Source organism: Shewanella sp. WE21 (genome assembly GCF_002966515.1).
Taxonomy (GTDB): domain Bacteria; phylum Pseudomonadota; class Gammaproteobacteria; order Enterobacterales; family Shewanellaceae; genus Shewanella; species Shewanella oncorhynchi.
In genome coordinates, this window is sequence record NZ_CP023019.1 from 1,347,192 (window position 1) to 1,369,990 (window position 22,799).

General features: G+C 47.6%; 17 protein-coding genes. 4 read left to right on the forward strand and 13 right to left on the reverse strand.

The genetic code is table 11. The features are described from left to right. Window positions 1-32 precede the first annotated feature (32 nt). The 8 genes from CKQ84_RS05760 to ilvC all read right to left on the reverse strand — a co-directional run bounded on the left by CKQ84_RS05760 (window position 33) and on the right by ilvC (window position 10,408). The gene (locus CKQ84_RS05760; RefSeq protein WP_105250465.1) at window positions 33-653 is read right to left on the reverse strand and encodes a DUF1629 domain-containing protein; all 621 of its coding nucleotides are present in this window, start codon (window positions 651-653) and stop codon (window positions 33-35) included. 501 nt (window positions 654-1,154) lie between these two features. Beyond that, the gene (locus tag CKQ84_RS05765) at window positions 1,155-1,415 is read right to left on the reverse strand and encodes a hypothetical protein (protein WP_105250466.1); all 261 of its coding nucleotides are present in this window, start codon (window positions 1,413-1,415) and stop codon (window positions 1,155-1,157) included. A gap of 1 nt (window position 1,416) precedes the next feature. Further along, window positions 1,417-2,550 carry an alanine--glyoxylate aminotransferase family protein gene (locus CKQ84_RS05770; protein WP_105250467.1) on the reverse strand — a complete coding sequence of 378 codons (1,134 nt, stop codon included), beginning with the start codon at window positions 2,548-2,550 and terminating at the stop codon, window positions 1,417-1,419. 194 nt (window positions 2,551-2,744) lie between these two features. Further along, window positions 2,745-4,346, reverse strand: a complete 1,602-nt coding sequence (ilvA, locus tag CKQ84_RS05775; RefSeq protein ID WP_105253009.1) for a threonine ammonia-lyase, biosynthetic — start codon at window positions 4,344-4,346, stop codon at window positions 2,745-2,747. A 17-nt stretch (window positions 4,347-4,363) separates the two neighbouring features. After that, window positions 4,364-6,253, reverse strand: a complete 1,890-nt coding sequence (gene ilvD / locus CKQ84_RS05780) for a dihydroxy-acid dehydratase (RefSeq protein ID WP_105250468.1) — start codon at window positions 6,251-6,253, stop codon at window positions 4,364-4,366. Between the two features lie 57 nt (window positions 6,254-6,310). Further along, entirely contained in the window at window positions 6,311-6,568 is a 258-nt protein-coding gene (gene ilvM, locus CKQ84_RS05785; protein ID WP_006083459.1) for an acetolactate synthase 2 small subunit, read from the reverse strand. Beyond that, a complete protein-coding gene (ilvG, locus tag CKQ84_RS05790; RefSeq protein WP_173913159.1) occupies window positions 6,565-8,238 on the reverse strand; it encodes an acetolactate synthase 2 catalytic subunit in 1,674 nt (557 codons plus the stop codon). Before ilvG ends, ilvM begins: the two co-directional genes overlap by 4 nt. A gap of 691 nt (window positions 8,239-8,929) precedes the next feature. Continuing rightward, the gene (gene ilvC, locus CKQ84_RS05800; protein WP_105250470.1) at window positions 8,930-10,408 is read right to left on the reverse strand and encodes a ketol-acid reductoisomerase; all 1,479 of its coding nucleotides are present in this window, start codon (window positions 10,406-10,408) and stop codon (window positions 8,930-8,932) included. Window positions 10,409-10,627: 219 nt separating this feature from the next. On the opposite strand from ilvC, the gene ilvY reads away from it, so the two are divergent. Next, window positions 10,628-11,500: an HTH-type transcriptional activator IlvY gene (gene ilvY, locus CKQ84_RS05805; protein ID WP_105250471.1), complete on the forward strand. Its 873-nt coding sequence runs from the start codon at window positions 10,628-10,630 to the stop codon at window positions 11,498-11,500. Between the two features lie 193 nt (window positions 11,501-11,693). On the opposite strand, the gene CKQ84_RS05810 is transcribed toward ilvY, so the two are convergent. The 4 genes from CKQ84_RS05810 to CKQ84_RS05825 all read right to left on the reverse strand — a co-directional run bounded on the left by CKQ84_RS05810 (window position 11,694) and on the right by CKQ84_RS05825 (window position 18,464). Further along, window positions 11,694-13,010 (reverse strand): hemolysin family protein, encoded by a 1,317-nt coding sequence (locus tag CKQ84_RS05810; RefSeq protein WP_105250472.1) that lies wholly within the window; start codon window positions 13,008-13,010, stop codon window positions 11,694-11,696. Window positions 13,011-13,765: 755 nt separating this feature from the next. After that, a complete protein-coding gene (locus CKQ84_RS05815; protein ID WP_105253010.1) occupies window positions 13,766-15,550 on the reverse strand; it encodes a GGDEF domain-containing protein in 1,785 nt (594 codons plus the stop codon). A gap of 45 nt (window positions 15,551-15,595) precedes the next feature. Continuing rightward, window positions 15,596-16,624 (reverse strand): ABC transporter substrate-binding protein, encoded by a 1,029-nt coding sequence (locus CKQ84_RS05820; protein ID WP_105250473.1) that lies wholly within the window; start codon window positions 16,622-16,624, stop codon window positions 15,596-15,598. A 694-nt stretch (window positions 16,625-17,318) separates the two neighbouring features. After that, a complete protein-coding gene (locus CKQ84_RS05825; RefSeq protein WP_105250474.1) occupies window positions 17,319-18,464 on the reverse strand; it encodes a DUF1963 domain-containing protein in 1,146 nt (381 codons plus the stop codon). A gap of 216 nt (window positions 18,465-18,680) precedes the next feature. On the opposite strand from CKQ84_RS05825, the gene CKQ84_RS05830 reads away from it, so the two are divergent. The 3 genes from CKQ84_RS05830 (at window position 18,681) to CKQ84_RS05840 (ending at window position 22,174) form a co-directional block, all read left to right on the forward strand. Further along, window positions 18,681-20,207, forward strand: a complete 1,527-nt coding sequence (locus CKQ84_RS05830) for a YifB family Mg chelatase-like AAA ATPase (RefSeq protein WP_105250475.1) — start codon at window positions 18,681-18,683, stop codon at window positions 20,205-20,207. A gap of 112 nt (window positions 20,208-20,319) precedes the next feature. Beyond that, entirely contained in the window at window positions 20,320-21,216 is an 897-nt protein-coding gene (locus tag CKQ84_RS05835) for an acyltransferase (protein ID WP_105250476.1), read from the forward strand. Between the two features lie 13 nt (window positions 21,217-21,229). After that, on the forward strand, window positions 21,230-22,174 hold the full coding sequence (locus tag CKQ84_RS05840) for an acyltransferase (RefSeq protein WP_105250477.1): 945 nt from the start codon (window positions 21,230-21,232) through the stop codon (window positions 22,172-22,174). 7 nt (window positions 22,175-22,181) lie between these two features. Here CKQ84_RS05840 and CKQ84_RS05845 read toward each other — a convergent pair whose 3' ends face one another. Continuing rightward, window positions 22,182-22,676 (reverse strand): DUF523 domain-containing protein, encoded by a 495-nt coding sequence (locus tag CKQ84_RS05845; protein WP_105250478.1) that lies wholly within the window; start codon window positions 22,674-22,676, stop codon window positions 22,182-22,184. Between the last annotated feature and the right edge of the window lie 123 nt (window positions 22,677-22,799).

The following is a 22,799-nucleotide window of genomic DNA, read 5'->3' on the forward strand; positions in this document are numbered from 1 at the left end:
CTTAGCTTCAATATTTTCATTTTATGATGCACTCAGCTCCATGCAGAATACTGATAATTATCATTTATCTCCTTAAAACTCACCCCTGTTAAACCAAGAGCTTCGTACTCATTTTTAAACTGAATAGAACATACAGAAGCCGCTATCTCGTTACAAAAGAATAAATGTTCACGTATATTATTCTTTATTTTAAATTTATCTATAGACTCATAATATGTCTTCTTTAACCCACGTTCCTCTTGCGTGTTCAATTTCCCAGAATCTAAGTCAATCGAAATAGTATAAATGGACTCATTCTTATCTAAGATAGATAAATAACTTAGTGGAAAAAATAAAAAATACTTTTTCTGCGGCCGAACTCCTCGATGCAGGTTAATATCGACAGGAATACGAATACACTTAATATTTAATTTTTCACACAAGTATAACATTTCATTAGAAACTAAATTTTCATCAACCAAATAATCACCATTCAGTTGATATGTTTTTGCTTTAAGAGAATAAGCAGTTAAAAAATCACCCTCACATGGTGATGAGTCATAAAACTCATAGTCAGGTAGCTCAGGAGTCCAATGTTTATCCATAAAATACGGTATTCCCTTACCATCAGGATCTGATTGCACAATAAAAAATGGCTGTAGATTTATACTCATAATAACTACCCTGTAATAGGTTAAAAGTTTAATGTCCCTAAGAAAGCATTAGCACAAACTTGAATTTATTTTAAACATCGTTTTACTCTGTTGCCAGCAATAATATTCCCTCGCAAGTCAAAAAAGCTTAACGAACCACCATTATTAAATTCTTGGTATTAAATTCTCGGAATGCATCATTATAAATAACAGACTATCAGGTATACCAAGGGTTTAACGGGATTAAGCACTGTCGTGGAAGTGACCATTGGCGGCATGGTCGCTCATTCACATCCATGTGTTCGCGACATTCTATGCTTGTTATAAATCTAGCCATATACAGCAGATACCGCCGTAGGGCCGATAGGGTCAACTTATTTTTTAAACTAAAGTCGGCGAGTCACTGGAATGACAGTGCTAAATCAATATTACTTGCTGCCAAAAGCGACTTTATTAACAAAATTAAAAAATCCCCGCATTTCGGGGATTTTCGTTTAATCAAAACCACTAAAACTAACTAAGTTACAAACACTTTCCATCCGATGAATCATCGGAAGAAAGTGCTCGACTGATGCCGCCGAAGATGACATTCAAGAAGCCGATACCGACATCTTTTTGCCGCTCATCGGCGCTGCCCGTATCGTGGCCGCTCGCGTCGCGCATGCTTTGATTATTGTTGGTTCCGCGCACAAAATCGCAGGAGACATTGCTCGTATTATTCACCGAGCAGGCACTGAGCAAAGCGATCATTAGCCCGCAAAAGGCAAGGCGTAATCTTGGCATATTAGTTCAACACCTCTTCTAATGCCTTGAGGCATAAGGCGACATTTTCACGACGGGCACCAAAACCCATGAGGCCAATGCGCCATGCTTTACCCGCAAGGGCGCCAAGGCCGGCGCCGATTTCGAGGTTATAATCTTTGAGCAAACGAGCCCGCACCGCGGCATCATCGACACCTGCAGGAATATAAACTGCGTTAAGTTGTGGCAGACGCGAATCTTCGGCCACCACAAAATTTAGCCCTAACTTTTCCAGCCCAGCACGCAGCACTAAGTGCATCTCGTGATGGCGTTGCCACGCATTCTCTAAGCCTTCGGCCGCCAACATACGCAGGGATTCATGCAGTGCATAAAGCGCATTCACTGGCGCAGTGTGATGGTAACTACGTTTGCCGCCCGCGCTAGTCCAATAGGCCATCACTAAGCTTTGATCGAGGAACCAACTTTGCACTGGGGTCTTGCGATTCTTGAGTTTTTCGACGGCAGCAGGCGAGAAAGACACGGGCGATAAACCCGGTACACAGGAAAGGCACTTTTGACTGCCAGAATAAATAGCATCTATGCCCCATTCATCGACTCTTAACTCAACGCCGCCAAGGGAAGTCACCGCATCAACTATGCTCAAACAGCCATAGGTTTTGGCTAATGCGCACAGAGTTTTGGCATCGGACAAGGCGCCAGTTGAGGTTTCGGCGTGCACAAAGGCTAAAAATTTGGCATCGGGATTGGCTTTCAGTGCCGCTTCAACCGCTGCAGGATCAACAGGTGTGCCCCACTCATTGTCCACCAGCACGGCAATGGCGCCCATACGCTCGACGTTTTGGCGCATACGCTCACCAAACACACCGTTACGACAGACAATCACCTTCTCACCCGGCTCGACTAAGTTAACGAAACAGGTTTCCATGCCCGCACTGCCCGGCGCTGATACCGCCATGGTCATTTCGTTTTTAGTTTGGAAGGCGTATTGGATCAGGCTCTTAAGCTCATCCATCATGCCCACAAACAGCGGATCTAAGTGGCCAACCGTAGGTCTGGACTGCGCCGCAAGCACTTCGGGATAAACATCCGACGGGCCAGGGCCCATTAAAATACGGCGAGGAGGATTAAAAGCGGTAAAACGCGGTGCTGGTAACATCATGTCTCCTTAATGCGTGTAGGTGTAGGTCGAAGTCTAGTTATTATTCGTTAGCCAATCGTCAGCGACTTAACTGTGGCGCGCTAATCGGCGGCTAGAGTATTAAGTCTACAAAACTACCACAAAAAGGAGCGCCTGTGCGCTCCTCCTTTAGCCTTAGTTATGACTAACATAACTATCACGCGCATGGTGCGCTAAGGTTGTAACGCCTTGTTGCCGTTACCCGCATTTAAAAACAGCTGATAGGCAGGACTTTGAGTTTCCTCTTGATAGACAAAACCCAACTCAGTTAAAAACTGTTGGAACGGCAAGGCATCACTCGCGGGCACTTCAAATCCCGCCAGCACTCGGCCAAAGGCCGCGCCGTGGTTACGATAATGGAACAGACTGATGTTCCATTTGCTCTGCAAGGTAGTTAAAAACTTCAGCAGCGCACCGGGATGTTCAGGAAACTCAAAGCTAAATAAACGCTCCTCTAAAGGCTCTGGTGGATGACCACCGACCATATAACGCACATGCAATTTCGCGGTTTCATCCCCGGATAAATCCTGAACTTCAAAACCATTAGCCTCTAAGGTGGCAATGATTTGTTCTAGCTCACCTTGGCCTCGGCTTAAGCGAATGCCGGCAAACACCACGGCAAGATCACGACTACTGAAACGATAGTTAAACTCTGTCATCACCCGCTTATCGAGCAACTCACAGAATGTTAAGAAACTTCCCGGACGCTCAGGGACTTTCACCGCCAGTACCGCTTCTTTCTGCTCACCGAGTTCGCAGCGTTCCGACACATAACGCAGACTGTGAAAATTCACATTGGCGCCACTTAAAATCGCGGCGACTTTCTCACCATTGCCGCAATCACCATGGGCATTAGCGCTGATATATTTTTTAAGCCCAGCTAAGGACAAGGCCCCTGCGGGTTCGGCGATCGCACGGGTGTCTTCGAAGATATCTTTCACCGCAGCGCAGATTTCATCCGAAGTGACAGTCACTACTTCATCGACATAAAGTTTCGCGACTCGAAACGGCTCAGTGCCGATACGTTTAACCGCCACGCCATCGGCAAATAAACCGACTTGCGCCAGCGTCACAGGTTCGCCCGCTTCCATCGCAGCCTTTAAACAGGCGGCGTCTTCTGGCTCGACGCCGACAATTTTCACCTGCGGCATTACCGCCTTGTAATAGGCTGCGATACCCGCGATTAAACCGCCGCCGCCCACGGGCACAAATACCACTTCGAGATCACGCTGCTGCTGCAACATCTCTTGGGCGATAGTGCCTTGGCCTGCGATCACAGCTTCATCATCGAAGGGCGCGATATAGACTCGGCCCTCTTCTTTAGCCATCGCCATCGCAAAGCCATTGGCTTGATCGAAGGCTTGGCCGTGCAATACCACGTTGCCACCTAAACGGCGCACCGCATCGACTTTAATATCGGGCGTCGTCTCAGGCATCACAATCACAGCATCCACACCGCGACTCGCCGCCGACATCGCCACACCCTGAGCATGATTGCCTGCCGAAGCACACACCACACCGCGCTGACATTCTTCTTTCGTCAGCTGGGCGATACGGTTATAGGCACCGCGTAACTTGAAGGAATGCACTGGCTGCATATCTTCGCGCTTCAAAAATACCTGACAACCCAAACGCGCCGATAACTTGTTCATGCTGGAAAGCGGCGTCACTTTCGCTATGTCATACACGGATGACAACAGGATTTTTTGCAGATAGCTTTGTGCCAACTGAAAATGAGTTAAATCCGCCTGAGTTTGCGATGAGAGTGGCAACATAGATGCAGTAAACATAATTAGTCCTCCAGTTTACTGCGATCGCGCACCGCGCCCTTGTCGGCACTGGTGGCGAGCATGGCGTAGGCCTTAAGCGCGAGTGACACATAACGCTGGCGACCAATAGGTTTCCACGCCATTGGGCCAAGACTATGCATTTTTTCACGGCGAGCATTGAGTTCAGCATCGCTTACCGCCAGCTTGATGCTGCGCTTGGGTATATCAATTTCGATGCGATCACCATTTTCAATCAAGGCGATTGTACCGCCAGCGGCAGCTTCGGGTGAGACGTGGCCGATAGATAAACCAGAAGTACCACCAGAGAAACGACCGTCGGTTATCAGCGCGCAGGCCTTGCCTAAACCACGTGATTTTAAGTAACTGGTTGGATACAACATTTCTTGCATACCTGGGCCACCTTTCGGGCCTTCGTAACGGATAACCACCACATCACCCGCCACCACTTCGCCGCCTAAAATGCCCGCCACTGCATCATCTTGGCTTTCATAAACGCACGCCGAGCCGATGAAGGTCAGATTAGATTCATCTACGCCCGCAGTTTTAACGATACAGCCGTTTTCGGCCACATTACCCGACAATACGGCAAGGCCGCCCTCTTGGCTGAAGGCAAATTCACGGCTACGGATACAACCTTCTTGCCTGTCGTTATCCAGTGACGGCCAGCGACAATCTTGGCTAAAGGCTTTAGTGGTCGGAATGCCCGCAGGCCCCGCCATAAAGAAGTGTTTTACTTTTTCATCTTGGGTTTGCATTATGTCGTACTTGGCCAATACCGACTTCAAAGTACCGCCACCCTCAGCGCCACCAGCAAAAGTACCGTCATTATCGGCCGCCACATGGAACACATCGGTATGCAGTAATCCGGCTCTGTCGAGCTCACCTAAAATCCCCATCACGCCACCCGCACGGTGCACGTCTTCCATATGGTATTTAGGCGTCGAGGGCGCAACCTTACAAAGGTGTGGCACAAGGCGCGACATACGGTCGATATCCGCCATGGTAAAATCGACATCGGCTTCCTGCGCGGCGGCCAATAAATGCAATACGGTATTAGATGAACCGCCCATGGCGATATCTAAGGTCATGGCATTTTCGAAGGCTTTAAAGTTAGCGATATTGCGTGGCAATGCCGATTCATCATCTTGATGATAATAACGCTTGGCCAACGCCATCACCCGGCGACCCGCTTCCAAAAACAGCTCACGACGATCCGCGTGGGTTGCCAGCATAGAGCCATTACCCGGCAGCGATAACCCTAAAGCTTCGGTTAAACAGTTCATTGAGTTGGCGGTAAACATGCCAGAGCAAGAGCCACAGGTTGGGCAAGCACTACGCTCGATTTTGGCACTGTCTTCATCGCTCACATTCGAATCGGCGCCCGCTATCATGGCATCGACTAAGTCGAGCTTGATGAGTTTATCCGACAGCTTAGTCTTGCCCGCTTCCATCGGTCCGCCAGACACGAATACCACAGGAATATTGAGGCGCAGCGCCGCCATCAACATGCCAGGGGTGATCTTGTCGCAGTTGGAGATACAGACTAGAGCATCGGCGCAGTGGGCATTAACCATGTATTCCACACTGTCGGCGATAAGCTCGCGCGATGGCAGACTGTAAAGCATGCCGCCGTGGCCCATGGCGATACCGTCATCGACTGCGATTGTATTGAATTCTTTGGCGATACCGCCCGCTTCTTCGATAGCGCTCGCCACCAGTGACCCCATGTCTTTTAAGTGCACATGACCCGGTACAAACTGAGTAAAGGAGTTAGCAATGGCGATAATTGGCTTACCAAAATCATTGTCTTTCACCCCTGTGGCGCGCCATAGCGCACGGGCACCCGCCATATTGCGGCCTTCGGTACTGGTAGCTGAACGTAACTTTGGCATTGACTGTATCCTTTATCTCAAATCGAAAATGGTATTCTTAATTCACATGACGAATGCTTAAGCATTTGCCGTTTGTTGCAAGCTCAGTGGTAACAATACCTTACACTGGGTCACATCAATCAGTTTATTCAGCTGATTACTTAACAGTTCGATGGCACGTTCGCTATCGACCTCCATATCCAACGACAGGCTAGCGTCGTCATTCATACGCATCTGCATTTGGGTAATCGTAAAGCCGCGATGGCGAGTCACGCGCAAAACACGCTCAAGCACTTCGGGGCGTTGTTGAACCGTTAATTCCAGAGAGTGGATCATGTTTGTTTCTCCATTTCGTCCATCATATCGCTGTTTGATGCGCCGGGGGGCACCAGTGGCCAAACGTTAAAAGCATCGTCGATTGCAACGTGTAATAAATACGGGCCCTTAGCCGCTAACATTTCGGTTAAGGCTTCTTCCACTTCGTCGGAAGAAAAAATCGTCCGGCCGGGAATATCAAAAGCAGAGGCCAATAAGACAAAATCAGGGTTATCTGATAAATCCGTTTCGCTGTAGCGCTCTTCAAAAAATAGCTGTTGCCACTGCTTCACCATGCCAAGCTTTTGGTTATCAACCAGCACGATTTTCACCGGCAGCTTACGGCGTTTGATGGTAGTCAGCTCCTGCACATTCATCATAAAAGAACCATCACCAGAGACAGTCACCACAGTCGCATCGGGACGGGCCACTTGCGCACCAATCGCGGCGGGTAAGCCAAAGCCCATAGTGCCTAAGCCCGCGCTGGACAGGTGATCCTCTGGACGGCGGAACCACATATGCTGGGCCACCCACATTTGGTGCTGGCCCACATCGCAACAAACAACATTGTCCTCGGGTAACTTATTGGCTAAACGGCGCAGCAGCGCAGGGGCGTAAATCAAACTGCCGGGGTGTTGATAATCCCATTGATGCTTACGGGATAAATGCTCCACCTCGGCCTGCCAAGGCGTGATGTTCATCGACATGGCTAAGGCAGGCAAGATTTGACGTAAGTCACCGGCTATCGCCACCTCTGGCATACGTAACTTGCCCAGCTCAGCGGCGTCTATGTCTAAATGGATCACTTTGGCCTTGTCGGCAAAGCTCGCTAAACGGCCGGTGACTCTGTCGTCGAAACGGGCGCCAACCACGATCAGCAAATCACAATCCTGTACCGCTAAGTTAGCCGCTTTGCCACCATGCATGCCTAACATGCCTAAGTAACCTGGCGTGCCGTGGGCGATACTGCCAAGCCCTTTCAAGGTCGCGACCGAAGGTATACCCGTTACTTTGATAAACTCACGCAGTTGATCGACCGCGCCCGCCATGCCCACACCGCCACCGACATACAACATAGGTTGTTTCGCTTCTGCCAACAGCGCACGGGCAGCCTCGATATCACTCATCTCGGCTTGGGGTTCGTTCATGACGGCCAGCAAAGGTGTACGGTATTCGAGGTGAGCGAGTTGGATATCCTTCGGGATATCGACCAACACAGGGCCAGGGCGGCCGGATGCGGCGATCTCAAAAGCTTGATACAAGGTTGGGATAAGGTCGTTGATGTTTGTCACCATAAAACTGTGCTTAGTGCAGCTCAGTGACATGCCCAGCACGTCGATTTCTTGAAAGGCGTCGGTGCCGATAACGGCGGTGGAGACTTGGCCTGTGATGGCCACGATAGGCACTGAATCTAACAGCGCGTCGGCTAAGGAAGTGATCAGGTTAGTCGCGCCTGGGCCTGAGGTCGCGAAGCACACGCCGGTTTTACCGCTGGCTCTTGCGTATCCTACGGCGGCAAAGGCGGCGCCTTGTTCGTGACGGCTTAAGAGATGTTCAACAGGGCTTCCATAGAGGGCATCGTATATTGGCATAATGGCACCACCTGGGTAACCAAACACTGTGGTGACTCCATGTGCTGCTAACACTTTGATTACCGCGTCTGCACCTCTGATCATCTGCCCTGGTTCCATATTCTCTCTCGCTACGTTAGTCCTGAATTGCCGAAAATCGACGCTAATTTTTTACTCTTTCGAAGCTTAGAACCTTACTCTAGGCCCTGAAACGAAGAACCCCCCGGTCCTTTCGGAGCGGGGGGTTCTTTCGAAACTTTTAACCTTTTAGGTCTATCAGTTCGCCATGCGCCGCCCCCGCTGTGATTTAATAATCACGACGGTAATAATCACGAGAATGAGCTTGGCAGCTTGGTTAAACATCAATATGGATTCCTAATCGGTGTTTCTAAAATTTGGGTATTGCATGAAAGTTAGTTTCGCTTTGGGCTTTGCCCTAGCGCGAGCTATTAGCTTTACCATAAAGCAACGGCCAAACACAATAAAAAATATCTTTTGTCAAAAAAAATTCAGCTTCCCTGCCGAGACAATGCAAAACAACAAAGTAAAACGTTAACTGTTGAGCCTCAGTCGGCGCGATTCACCTACTTAACGATAGACTCACTAACTGTGTCGTTTTTGCCCGCTCGACAACCCACTGAACAGGAAAAAATTTGTTTCTCACTAACTGATTTATCACTAAGCTGATTCATCACTAAGCAAGCTCAAGATGCGCGTTTCACTATCTTGAGCTTGCTTGGGAACTGAGCTGAGACCCAAGTCCTTTGAGTATCAACCCTCTCCCCCAATGCTGGGCTTAACTCACTATCAATTAAGCCTCAACAATGCTCTTCATATCTGTCATATAACCGCGAAGCTCAGCGCCAACATATTCCACTGCCGTTTCACGAATCGCTTCGTTAACTGCGATAAGCGTTAGGTTGTCGACACCAGTTGCGCAGTCTTTCAGGCCAGCACCTAAATACTCAGATGACATGGCATTAACATAGTCGCGCAGCATAGGTACGGCGGCGTGATTGAACAGGTAGCAACCGTATTCGGCTGTGTCTGAAATCACTACGTTCATTTCGTACAAACGCTTACGAGCAATCGTGTTAGCGATCAGTGGGGTTTCATGCAGTGACTCGTAATAAGCCGACTCTTCCACAATACCCGCAGACACCATGGTATCGAACGCCAGTTCCACACCCGCTTTGATCATAGCGACAAGGAAAATACCTTTGTCGAAATAGGTTTGTTCGTCGATATGCTCGCTCGATACGGGCGCATTTTCGAAACCTGTTTCGCCAGTTTCGGCTCTCCAACGCAGTAAGTTCGCATCATCGTTTGCCCAGTCTTCCATCATAGTGCGTGAGAATTCGCCGCTGATGATGTCATCCATGTGCTTTTCAAATAATGGTTGCAGAATTTCTTTTAAATCTTCTGCAATTTCAAATGCTTTAATCTTGGCTGGATTAGACAAACGGTCCATCATGTTAGTGATGCCGCCGTGTTTCAGTGCTTCAGTGACCGTTTCCCAACCTTGCTGGATAAGCTTGGCCGCATAGCCTGGCTCAACGCCATCGGCGATCATTTTCTCGTAACCTAAGATGGCACCCGTCTGCAACATACCGCACAGAATGGTCTGTTCGCCCATCAGATCCGACTTCACTTCTGCGATGAAAGACGACAGTAAAACACCGGCTCTGTCTCCACCCGTTGCGCTAGCGTAGGCTTTAGCAATCTCTAAGCCATCACCGTTTGGATCGTTTTCTGGGTGAACAGCGATAAGGGTAGGCACACCAAAACCACGTTTGTATTCTTCACGCACTTCAGTACCTGGGCACTTAGGCGCAACCATCACCACAGTGATGTCGGAACGAACTTGCATACCCTCTTCAACAATGTTGAAGCCGTGTGAGTAAGACAAGGTAGAGCCTTGCTTCATCAGTGGCATAACTGCGTTAACCACGTTTGAATGCTGTTTGTCCGGCGTCAGGTTAAGGACCAGATCCGCCGCAGGGATTAATTCTTCAAAGGTACCGACACGGAAACCGTTATCGGTTGCTTTTTGCCATGAGGCACGTTTCTGTTCAATCGCTTCAGGACGCAGGGCAAAAGAGATATTCAGACCCGAATCACGCATGTTCAAGCCTTGGTTAAGACCTTGAGCACCACAACCTAAAATAACAATATTCCAATCTTTGATGTAGTTACAGCCGTCGCTAAACTCAGAACGATCCATAAAACGACATTGGCCAAGCTGTGCTAATTGTTGACGTAAATTCAGAGAGTTAAAATAGTTAGCCATCTGATATACCACCTATAAGTCAGAAATTTTGGACGCAACCAAACTAACATAATGTTACGACTTGGTTGTGATTGAAATCACTATAACCCATGCTTATCATTGCTTAAAATGATATATTCGGAATTTCATATTGCATTATGCGCAACGTCAACCACAATAACGCTCAGCAACATCGGCGGCAATATGCAGCACTCAAGCTCAGGCTAAACAGGATAAGTTATGGATATTCGTACCCTCAAATTGTACCTGCACTTATGTGACAGTTTGCACTTCGCCAAGACCGCGGAGCAGATGCATGTGAGCCCATCGACCTTAAGCCGAGCCCTGCAAAGATTAGAAGAGGAAGTGAACGCTAAGTTGTTAGAGCGGGATAATCGCAGCGTGACCTTAACCCACGCGGGACACGAGTTTAAGCGCTTCGCCGAGCAGACCTTGAACCATTGGAGCACCCTCAAGCACAGTATCGATCTCAAGCAGGACGTGCTACGCGGTCGGTTAAATCTGTATTGCTCGGTCACCGCTGCTTACAGTCATTTACCGGGTTTATTGGATTTATTCCGCCAAGAACATCCCTTCGTCGAGATTGCTTTAACCACGGGAGATGCAGCCAACGCGCTAGCAGAAGTGCAGCAGAATCGCGCCGATATCGCCATCGCCGCCCTGCCCGATCCTTTCCCCAGCAGCTTACATTTTGCCAAAATCGACGATGTGCCACTGTCGATTATCGCACCGACGATCCGCTGTGCAGTACAGCAACAAGTGAGTCAAACGCCCATAGATTGGTCGAGCGTGCCCTTTATCATCCCAGATCACGGCCCAGGACGGCGCCGCGCCGATAACTGGTTCAAACAAATGGGCATCAGCCCTAATATTTACGCCCAAGTCTCGGGACAGGAAGCGATCGCCTCTATGGTAGCGTTAGGTTGTGGCGTGAGCATGAGCCCAGAAGTGGTGATCAATAACAGCCCAGTGCGTGATCGCATTCAGCTGCTCTCGTCGCCGGTGGCGATTCCACCGTTCGAGTTAGGTTGCTGCTGCAAAGTGAAACGACTTGATGATCCCATCGTTAATGCGTTTTTGGATGTGATTTAAACGGGGAAAGTAATACAAAATAAAAGTGCGAGTGAATAGTTTCAACGAGATAGAAAACCGAAACGGCTCTCAAAAGGCTAAAAACTTAGCTAAAGAGAACCGCTTCACTATCGAACAGTTGCGATCAAATTGGTGCTAACGAGCTATTGCCACAGGATTTCTATCGCAAGGCAATCAACACAAGATGACAGGATTACACATCCGGCGAGTTGAGCTTATCAATAGGATCGATACGGGTCACCAATAGCTGATCGACCTTGTACGAATCGATATCGACCACCTCAAATTTATAGCCCGCATAGTTCACGAAATCCGTACGCTTAGGGATTTTACGCAGCATATACATCATAAAACCAGCAATGGTTTCGTAGTTCTGATTATGCGGAAACTCCTCAATACCAAAGGCGCGCATTACGTCGGTAATAGGCGTCACACCGTCGACTAACCAAGAGTTGCTATCACGGGCGATGATCTGCTCTTCGCTCTCGTGCAATGACCAAGCCCCCATTACGGCGCGCTGTAGATCGTTAGTCGTGACAATCCCCACCACTAAGGCGTATTCGTTCATGACCACGGCAAAATCGGCGCGACTATTTTTAAAGTATTCCATCGCTTCTGACAGGCTCAGCGTATCGGGAATGATCAGCGAAGTATGGATTAAGTTACTGCCTTTTAAGATGATATTCTCACCGTTGATCACACGGATCAGCAATTCTTTCGCATCCACGAAGCCTTTGATCATATCTAACTGACCATCGCAGACGAGGAACTTAGTATGGGGATCTTCAGAAATTTTACGCTTGATATCTTCTTCACTGTCTTGCAGTAAAAAGTACACTAAGCTTTCACGGGCCGTCATGGCCGAAGTCACAGAAACGGTTTGCATTTCAAACACATTTTCCATCATCTGTTGCTCACCGCGATCTAGCACCCCAGCTTCGGCGCCCGCATTCATGACGGCATAAATATCGTCGGAGGTGATGGCATCGTTACGCACGGTTGGGATCTGCAGCAGTTTAAAGATACCACTCGCCATGCCATTGAAAAACCACACTAATGGGCGTAATAGCACAATACAGAAAGACATAGGCCCGACAACAGCTAAAGCGACAGGCTCAGGCATCGCCATGGCAATGCGTTTTGGCATTAAATCGGCGACTAAAATAAAGGCGCTGGTTACCGTTATGAAGGATAAAACAAAGCTCAATTGGCTCAGCCAAGGCTCGGCAACTAAAGGGGAAAGCAACTGATAGAAGTAAGGCCGAAATGCCGACTCACCCACAATACCGCCCATGATGGCAACGGCATTAAGACCAATTTGTACTACCGTAAAAAAGCTACCGGGAACGGCTTGTAACTGCAGCACTTTTTCTGCTCGTGCATCGCCCTCATCGGCTAACTGACGTAAACGAATTTTACGTGAAGCGGCAAGTGCAATTTCTGACATAGAGAAAAAACAACTCGCGCCGATTAGACACAATATAATCATCACGTTATCAAAGAGACTCATGTAACACCTTTCATTTAACACTGGACTAACTAGGACCAACTCGCGCTTTATTGCTCGCGAGTCAGTTGAATTCATTGTATTTGAGCAAAGTTTGCTTTGTCTGGTCGCTGCACAACAAGATTGTATTGACCACTTTCACCCCAAAGATGAATGATCGCTTAGATGACAATCCTTAGGGTGCACTCAGTATATCTGCAAATTCACGAGTTATGCGTGACTCCGCTCTCGCAGCCCACGCATAGCGCTAATGCACTTGCATCATTTAAGTAATGTTTTATGTCGAAGCGACTGAATATACAGCATTTAATTATTTTACTCGACTCGATGGCATTAGACATCCGAGCGCGGTGGCTTTGATATTGAGCTGCTAGAACGTACATTTAAACCAATAGAATTGACTATGCAGTCGTGGCTTTGCTTAGTTGCGTTACGTAAAATACGTCCAGAATGGCAGCATGGATGTCACTCAGAGTGCATCGCTAAATCGACATTAGGCGGCAGATTATATCTCATCTGCCGCCTAATATTACCTCACCTTGGGTAATTTTTATCTTAGCGACTTATCTACCGCTATGTTTCACATAAATGTTATCAATTAGTTAGCATGATTGAGGGCGTCTGTGGCGTGGTGATGCTAACCGAATATGTCTCCAATTTTGCAGCATAGAGCCTAGACTCTTGAAGCTCAGTAGCCAATCCAGCAACGCGTTGGGATATCTTGGCGAAAGAGTAACGTCACCTTCAACCGGCTCCCATTAAATCACTTCAACCTCGACTCTGTTGCGACCTTTATCCTTAGCGCGATAGAGGCAAACATCGGCGCGGCGTAATACGTCGGCCATCTTAAACCCCGAGATCTTATCTAATGGCAAAAACACGCTGCCAATACTGATCGTCACCACAGCCAAGGGAGATACTTGATGGGGAATATTGAGTTGCTCAACGAGATAACACAGTTGCGTAGCAATAGCCGTTAACTGTGCTGGCGTGACCTGCTCGACGACCAAAGCAAACTCTTCACCACCAATGCGAGCCAATAGAGCATTATGCGGCAGGATATCGCACTGTGCTAAGGCATCTGCCACTCGCTTGAGCACAGTATCGCCTTCAAGATGACCATAAGTGTCGTTGTAGGATTTGAAATAATCGATATCCAACATTAACAATCCCGCTGGAGTGTTAGCTTGTAGCACAGTAGCTAATCTTTCGGTAAAGGGTCGTCTATTAGCTAAGCCAGTTAACTCATCGGTTTCAGCCATCACCTTTAATTGGCTATTCGCGGCAACCAGCGCTTGTTGTAGCACTATCATCTGACGCTCTTTCTGTTCGCGTAGCAGTAACTCGTTCAATGCGGAGGCGAATTGGGTCAGCATATTCTTTTTCTGGGCGTTCCAATTTAATGGCCGCGACACAGTCGACAGCGAGAGCAATCCCAATAACTCCCCAGCATTTTTAATCGCAAAGGCGGCAATCGAACATATCCCCACGGATTTCATTACCTCATATTCCTGTGGTGAAAAAGCCTTTAACGCCTCAAGATCCTCAATCACTAAGGTCGATTCCGTCTCGAATTTTTTAGCCAGTTGAGCAATATTATCTACCGAAATCACTTGGACCTTATTTGCGTGTAAGTCACTGGTCCAAAAGCTGCGGTAATAGGCATGCTGCTGATTGAATTCGAGAAGACTCACCCTTTCAACATCAAATAACTGACCTATTTTGTGGCATACCTCAGTTAAGGTTTTATCCACATTGCAGGTATCTATGCTCAAAAATTGCAACGAAATCTCAGCCAACAATTGATTCGACTGCGACTGCCAATCTAATTCTTTAGTTCGTTCTTTGACTAAGTCAGACAATAAATGCTGTTGTTGTTGCAGTGCACGTTGCTGACGTTTATTGATGGCTAAATCATTACGTATCCTTTGATACATGCCCTTAAGTGACAATGCCACATGGGCTATTTCATCGGGTCTTGCGGTTACCGTCTCGGGCACAGATAACTTTTTTAACGAGTTAAGATTGATTTTATTAGTGAAATCTTCCAGTGCCGACAATCTATCTGTCACCATGAGTCGCACTAAGGTCAAAATCAAATAAATCATCAATAGGGTCTTTAACCCATTACCGAGCACGATAAAAATCAACTGCCTCCACAGCTCGTAGTAAAGCCGATTGGTATCTAACCCTACGGTCAAAGTCGCTATCGACTGCTCTTGATAGGTCACAGGATAGTGAAATAGAGTTTGCGACTCGTCATCGGTTAACAAAGGTTTACCCAGATGCATAGTGACGCCATCGATACTGTCTAAATGTACACTCGACACTAATGGCATCATCCCCAGTCCAGAGAGCAAATCCGATAACAAGCTACGGTCGACGTCCCACAGTGACTTCGCCACGCTTGGCAAAATAGATTCTGAATACTCGCGGATATCCGAAGTCGCATTATCGATACTATCCTGATAGTTCCAAATCAACTGTACCAGCATAGTTAACACAGCAAAAAACGAGCTCACCCCAATAATAATCAGCGTCATCTTGTGGCTAATAGAATGATTATGATGCTTCATGTACACCTGTTATTACGCCTTGAGGGGCAACTTATTCAAAATCTGAGACTGGAAAATCTGTGGCCAATCTCGAGCAACTAACATTTGATAAAATGCCGAATCTGGTTGCAAAACACCGAACAAGGCAACATTGTCATAGGGGAGATATTTTTTATGCTGCTGATAATATTGCAATTCGACCAAACCTAAAGCGCCAACCAAAAAATGCCCGCCACCAATAACACTCACAGAGTGCTGGCGACAAAGCTGTAAAATCTCAGGTGAAGTATTGATCGTACCGACAAATACATCTTTACCAGACACCAAACCTTTTTCCTTCAATGCCTTAAGCACCCCAATCGCCATACGATCACTGGCGGTCCAAATCACATTCAGATCAGGATAACGATTCAGCAGGGTTAACGATTGCCCATAAGCCACTGCCTCACTCCATTGGCCATAAACCGTTTGAGTCAGAGTGGCATTGGACTGCATAAAGAAATAGTCGCTGGCGCCTTGGGTACGTAACACTGACGCAGGCGTCGATTTATCGCCCGAAATCAACAGAACTTTAGCCGCCTTTCCCTCTAAGTCGTCCATTAAGGCCTTAGCGGTTGCCGAACCAATAGCGTAATTATCGGGAATAATGGCGGGTAACAGATATTCTTGCCAATGGGGATCTTGCAGTAGCGCATCACGCTCGCCAGGGGAAATATCATTTAAAATCAATTGCACGTAGATAGGATGTGGGGAAAGCGCTTGCAGCATTTTTATCGCGGATTGTTTTTCATTAACCAGAATAACGTAATTGGGCAGTACCTTTGCGGAAGCTAACAACTCATCGAGTTGGGTGATCATCTTGAAATGATTGCGATCGGAATGAATGATTTCGAGCTTAATATTGAGTGTCGTCGATGCCGCCAACATCAATTGGTCGACGTCCCCCCAAAAACTGTCATCGACAGCCCCTGGATTAAAGAAAACCACATCGAGTTTTGCCCAAGCCGCCCCACCAAAACCCGCAGTACAGATAAACACACACGCTAACATCCACGAACGCATAGGCGAGTTCTCCTCGACCATGTTCCCTCAAATGTCATCCTTCACAAGAGGTCACTTTATTATTATCGATTCACAACCTTGTTACCGCATCGCCGCCAAAAATGTTGCTAAAATCGGCAGCAGATGTTTCGATTAAACCACAAAATGATACAAAGTATACTTTATATGCTGACTATTTATTCCGACACCCTGTCGGTATAGGGGGTTCGAGTGGCTCAGTAGCAGAATGTTTATGGGGATGTAAGTGGCGGCCTTATGGTCAGTCTTGCGACCTAACCACGGAGAAAATGACGGGGACTTAAAAGGAATACAAGTTAGAACTCAGACGTTAATGCAGCCTAGCGGTCGAGTTGAATCAAGGTCGTGGATAGGGGAACCATGATTTTCAGTGGAGGGTAAACCAAATGAGGCTGCTCAACGATGCCTTCATATAATGGCATAGGTTAACCAATTTCTATTAACTAATTGAAAAAATTAAATATAATCATCAAACGCTCAATCTATTCAGTCGTAATCATTTCTCCCAGAATCAATCATTTATAACTCATATTCATTCAAAGGCACTAAATTGTGCTTGTGACTCTTCTTTTAATCGGTCGCAACATACACCTTCAATCGTCTCGATGTACTCCGATTGCTGTGTAACCCGCATCGCCAAACAAAAAGGTTGGCAGTAGCCAACCTTATCAATGAACTAATAATCATAAATGCAGTAAATGCGTTCAAATTGACCCGACGCGAGATCGTCCCGGTGGATAATAAAATTCAATTGCATAGAATGCTCACTGTAGACGACTTTGAACAGTACTAGATAATCTTCGGCATTGCCGCCTAATTCAGCCGCGGCGCGGAGTTCGGGGGCTTTATAGCGGCTATCACCATGGCCATTAATGCTGGCGATACCATCGTAATACGGCAGCGGCTGCTCGGGAACGAGCAATTCCTGCAGGTTGGATGACTGCCAGTCGGTATTAGCCCATTGCGATTGAGTGAGAATCTGACCAGGGATAAACCCGTGCTCATTCAATTGTATCAGCTCATAGCCCTTGAGCTGATCTTGCCACTCTGGTGCCAATTCATCATCCACAACCGCTAGGGCCTCCAGCACCATAGCTTGTTGCGGTTCTGGTAGCGCTTGTAAACGTGCCTTGGCTAACTTTACTAAATGCGGGTTGTCACTATTAATCATGTCAGGGGCTATCATCTTAATGCTGGCAATTCCCTGAAGTTGATAAGCCTCTTCATACTCATAGTTTGCACATACCGCATCGTCGAACTTAGGTTCGGCAATCGCTTTTCCAGAGTTCAGTTGCTGATCCTCAGCGACATAATAGACATGGCCGCGAAGCATTTCCGAGAATCGCCAGCGCTCCAAAAAGAACAACAATCGCCCTTCTCGAGGCAAATAAGATTGAAACGCCTTCAGGTCGCTGCAGTTGAGCTGTGCGATAAATTGCATGGGCACACGGAAGGCTTGCGCCGCCTCGTCCCAATCCCAATTATGCTCCTCATCAGTCTCCCAATCGTCCTGCCAGTCCTCCCGCCAATGCTCATTAATAAACTCGCGGGTATGGCCAAAGCTCTCAACATAGCCATCCAACATCTCCTCCCTTCCGACCAAAGTCACCGGATAATCCATGCCAACAGGCAAATCCGGCAATCCACCCAGTCGGCTATTACCTAACTGGCCATAATCTTCGATTGCACAGGGATAGAGATCGACACTACTTCGAATAAATGCCGAAAGCGTATGGGCAAGATGTGGGTCTTTAAACTGCGCCAGCTTTTGCTCTAACAACTGCCGACGAATGGGGGAATTTTCTGCTAAAAATATATCCATATTTACCTCACGACTCCAATGTTTGTTTTTTATCATTTCTATCAACTATTTGCCATCTTCAAATAAGGCAAATTGCCAAGCCTATCACACGATTAGCAAAGCCGGAGTCAACGGCTTGCTAATGAGAAGGACAACGACCTAGGCGATAGGAAACCCCTCCCATTAATTACTGCTACACTCAAATTCAGCGAAAAAGATCAACAAAAGGATTTGTTTATGGCGATTGCCTGCGTCAATACCCGAGCCAGTTGTGGGGTCGAAGCTCCTCAAGTCACAGTTGAAGTGCATCTCAGCAACGGCTTACCAGCATTTAATCTTGTAGGCTTACCCGAAGCTTCGGTAAAAGAAGCCCGTGAGCGAGTACGCAGTGCCTTGATCAATGCGGGATTCGAGTTTCCAATGCGGCGGATAACAGTCAATCTCGCGCCAGCTGATTTACCTAAACAAGGTGGCCGCTACGACTTACCCATCGCCGTGGGCATATTGGCCGCTTCGGAACAGATTCCCATTAACAGTTTAAAAAATATCGAGTTTGTCGGCGAGCTGGCACTGTCAGGGCACATACGTTACTGCCAAGGGTTATTGCCCGCGATTATCGCTGCGAAGCGCCAAGACCATACCTTGGTCTTACCGCTAGATAACCGCCACGATGCCGAGCTAGTCGGCTATCCCAATGTGTTATTTGGTTCGCATCTGCAAAGTCTAGCCGCGTATTTACAAGGGCAAAACCAACTGCCCACACTGGCGCCACAGTTAGAATGGGTAAGCCAAGAGACACCCGAGTCCCATACTTGCCTGAGCGATGTGATTGGCCAATATCAGGCCAAGCAAGCACTCGAAATTGCCGCTGCGGGTAACCACAACCTCTTGATGCTAGGCCCGCCGGGTACTGGCAAGACCATGCTTGCCAGCCGCATGATGGCGCTATTGCCCGCGCTCAATTATGAGGAAGCGTTAGAAGTGGCGGCAATTCATTCCGTTGCTGGACTCGACATTAAACCGCAGCATTTTTTACAGCGACCATTTAGGGCGCCGCACCACACGAGTTCTTCGATTTCCCTCGTGGGCGGTGGCAGTATCCCAAAACCAGGGGAGATCTCCCTCGCCCATCGCGGTGTATTATTCTTGGATGAAGTGGCTGAATTTCCGCGTAAAGTCTTAGATTGCCTGCGCGAACCGATGGAAACCGGCGAAGTAGTGATTTCCCGCGCCGCCGCTAAACTGACATTTTTGAGTCGATTCCAATTAATCGCAGCGATGAATCCTAGCCCTAGTGGCGACTTAGATAGCCATCATAGATCCAGCCCTGAACAAATCCAACGTTACCTTTCGCGGCTTTCAGGTCCGTTTCTCGATCGTTTCGACTTGACCATAGAAGTGCCCAAACTTCCCGCGGGCACTTTGACTCAAGCCGCGCCGCAGACAGAAACCAGCCAAGATATCGCCAAACGAGTTAAGCTAGCACGTGAGCTACAACTCGCCCGTGCTGGTGTGCTCAATAGCGAACTTACAGGGAAACAATTGAAACGCTTCAGCGGGCTCAGTGATGCTGATTTAGTGTTTTTGGAGCAAAGCGTGGTGAAGCTTGGCCTATCTGTTCGCAGTTTTCATCGTATACAAAGAGTCGCCCGCACTATCGCCGATCTTGAACAAGCACCTAACACCGAACGCCGCCATCTTGCCCAAGCACTGGGTTATCGTGCTATGGATAGGTTGCTGGCACGACTATCCCAGCAATATTGAGTCAGCAGCTTTACAGTGAAGATGAACAAATGCACCGACCAGCAGTGCCTAAGATTGAGCCAAACGCCTACACCGAGTAACATAGGCCTCCAATTTTTGTCAGGGGGCTCGGATGGGAATGCTGTTTTCACAGATAAAAGGCTGTATTGCATTTTTAGGTTACGTTATAAATACCGTCTTTTGGACTATCCCAATCGTGTTAATCAGTTTTATAAAACTGATACCTATCAGTCCATTAAGGACTGCGACTAGCCATGTACTCGATTTTTGTGCCAGCGCTTGGATCAGTGTTAATGGCGTAATTGAACGCTGCTTACATCCCGTTAAGATTGAACTGAGTGGTGACACCGACTTTTCCACTAAAGAGTGGTACATGGTGATTGCCAACCACCAGTCTTGGGTCGATATCCTGATCCTGCAGCGGATTTTTAACCGAAAAATTCCTTTCTTAAAGTTTTTCCTCAAGCAAGAGCTGATTTTTGTACCTGTATTAGGCCTAGCTTGGTGGGCACTCGATTTTCCTTTTATGCGTCGTTATAGCACAGCGCAGTTGCGTAAGAATCCTAAGTTAAAGGGCAAAGACATTGAAATTACACGTAAAGCCTGTGCTAAGTTTAAGGCTAAGCCTGTGAGTGTGATGAACTTTGTCGAAGGCACGCGCTTCAGCAAGGCTAAGCATCAAAAACAAAACTCACAGTTCCAACATTTGCTAAAACCTAAAGCTGGCGGTATGGCCTTCGCGCTATCAGCCATGGGTGAACAGATCCACAAGCTAGTCGATGTCTCCATTTACTACCCAGACGCAGTACCGAGCTATTGGGACTACCTGACAGGCAAGTTGCCAAGCGTTAAAGTACACATCAAGGTCTCCGATATTGATCCTGCAATGCGCGGCGATTATATGAATGACCGCGATTTTAAAATTGGCTTCCAAGAACAACTGAATCAACTCTGGCTCACTAAGGATCAAGTGTTAAGCCAACTCGCTAGCCAAGCGAATAAAGAATAAAGGTAACGCCACTATGTTGAATTTCCTGCCTGGTTCAGTGTTGTTTATGCTGAGCTTAAGCTTGCTGATCATTAATACTGCCGTTTGGGGCTCGCTTATCAGCATTGGCGGATTAGTGAAACTTGTGATGCCAGCACAAGGTGCGCGCAATGCGGTGACTGCGGTCATGAACCGTTTTATGTGGGCTTGGGCCTGCTGCAACGGTGGCATTTTGTATTTGATCGCTAAAATTGAGTGGGATGTCAAAGGGCTCGAAGGACTCGATAAAAACAGCTGGTATTTACTGATCAGCAACCACCTCAGTGGATTCGATATCGCCGCGCAAACTTACGTGTTACGTAACCACATCCCTATGCTGAAGTTCTTCCTCAAAAAAGAACTCGCCTATGTGCCCATCATGGGCCTAGGATGTTGGGCGCTGGATATGCCATTTATGAATAGAACCAGCCCAGCAAAACTCAAAAAGAATCCAAAGCTTAAGGGCAAAGATTTAGCGACCACACGCCGCGCCTGTGCCAAGTTTAGCAATATGCCCACGTCAATCATTAACTATGTTGAAGGCAGCCGTTTTACCCAAGATAAACATCAGCGCCAAAACTCGCCTTATCAACATTTGTTACGTCCTAAAGCGGGTGGTATCGCCTTTACCTTATCAGCCATGGGCGAACAATTTACTAACCTGCTGGATATGACAATCGTCTACCCAGATGCGCCTGAAGATATTCTGTTTGGGGTGATGAATGGTAAGGTCAGTAAGATTATTGTGCGAATTAACGCCCTGCCCGTGCCTCAGGTCGATGCGGCGCGTTATTTCTCTGAGTCTGAGTACCGCGTCGAATTCCAGCGCTGGTTAAACCAAGTGTGGGCGGAAAAAGATCAACAAATTCATGCTTTACTCCAAACACATCAAAGTGTGAACAATAAGGCCACCAGCCCAAATCACACTCAAGCAAGCTAGCTCGTCTCTAGCTTTGCTCTAGTTCAGCAACGCATGCCGCTGCAGCGGATAACTCCAATTCATTGAATACGGTTATTCCTGCGGCGCTGAGTTTTTCAGCTGTTAATCCTTGTCCCGCAATTAACTGTTTTACAAATTGACCATCGTAAATCTGCCTATTACCACAGGATGGACTGCGGGCTTTTAAAATCGCCACTTTAATCCCGTGTTGCTGCACCAGCTTAAGCGCGAGATCGGCTCCCAGACTAAAAGCGTGGGTCACATCCTCACCTTGGGCAGTTAAGATGCGCTGTCCAATCCGCTCCGCTGGCGGTCTAGGTGTTGGCAAACCGCCTGCACATTCGGGACAAATCGCCACAATCCGCCCTTGCTCGAGCCACGTTTGCACCAGCTCGCTCTCCATCAAGTTATGGCCACCGTCGTAGCGCACCGCTTGTCCGAGTAAACAACTGCTCACTAACACTTTTTCCACTATCATCCCCAAATGTCTCATTCCGCCCATAGCATAACGCGAAGGATAAACATGCCAAATGCATTTGGACGATTTTCTCCAAAACCATCAACATCCGCAACGAGGTTGGAAGGTTAAAATCACGCTATTGTTGACAATTTAATATTTAAATAT

Excerpts from the sequence above, each read along its gene's own strand:
- CKQ84_RS05760 (WP_105250465.1), bottom strand. The coding sequence starts at position 653 with ATGAGTATAAATCTACAGCCATTTTTTATTGTGCAATCAGATCCTGAT.
- CKQ84_RS05765 (WP_105250466.1), bottom strand. The coding sequence starts at position 1,415 with ATGCCAAGATTACGCCTTGCCTTTTGCGGGCTAATGATCGCTTTGCTC.
- CKQ84_RS05770 (WP_105250467.1), bottom strand. The coding sequence starts at position 2,550 with ATGTTACCAGCACCGCGTTTTACCGCTTTTAATCCTCCTCGCCGTATT.
- ilvA (WP_105253009.1), bottom strand. The coding sequence starts at position 4,346 with ATGTTGCCACTCTCATCGCAAACTCAGGCGGATTTAACTCATTTTCAG.
- ilvD (WP_105250468.1), bottom strand. The coding sequence starts at position 6,253 with ATGCCAAAGTTACGTTCAGCTACCAGTACCGAAGGCCGCAATATGGCG.
- ilvM (WP_006083459.1), bottom strand. The coding sequence starts at position 6,568 with ATGATCCACTCTCTGGAATTAACGGTTCAACAACGCCCCGAAGTGCTT.
- ilvG (WP_173913159.1), bottom strand. The coding sequence starts at position 8,238 with ATGGAACCAGGGCAGATGATCAGAGGTGCAGACGCGGTAATCAAAGTG.
- ilvC (WP_105250470.1), bottom strand. The coding sequence starts at position 10,408 with ATGGCTAACTATTTTAACTCTCTGAATTTACGTCAACAATTAGCACAG.
- ilvY (WP_105250471.1), top strand. The coding sequence starts at position 10,628 with ATGGATATTCGTACCCTCAAATTGTACCTGCACTTATGTGACAGTTTG.
- CKQ84_RS05810 (WP_105250472.1), bottom strand. The coding sequence starts at position 13,010 with ATGAGTCTCTTTGATAACGTGATGATTATATTGTGTCTAATCGGCGCG.
- CKQ84_RS05815 (WP_105253010.1), bottom strand. The coding sequence starts at position 15,550 with ATGACGCTGATTATTATTGGGGTGAGCTCGTTTTTTGCTGTGTTAACT.
- CKQ84_RS05820 (WP_105250473.1), bottom strand. The coding sequence starts at position 16,624 with ATGCGTTCGTGGATGTTAGCGTGTGTGTTTATCTGTACTGCGGGTTTT.
- CKQ84_RS05825 (WP_105250474.1), bottom strand. The coding sequence starts at position 18,464 with ATGGATATATTTTTAGCAGAAAATTCCCCCATTCGTCGGCAGTTGTTA.
- CKQ84_RS05830 (WP_105250475.1), top strand. The coding sequence starts at position 18,681 with ATGGCGATTGCCTGCGTCAATACCCGAGCCAGTTGTGGGGTCGAAGCT.
- CKQ84_RS05835 (WP_105250476.1), top strand. The coding sequence starts at position 20,320 with ATGGGAATGCTGTTTTCACAGATAAAAGGCTGTATTGCATTTTTAGGT.
- CKQ84_RS05840 (WP_105250477.1), top strand. The coding sequence starts at position 21,230 with ATGTTGAATTTCCTGCCTGGTTCAGTGTTGTTTATGCTGAGCTTAAGC.
- CKQ84_RS05845 (WP_105250478.1), bottom strand. The coding sequence starts at position 22,676 with ATGGGCGGAATGAGACATTTGGGGATGATAGTGGAAAAAGTGTTAGTG.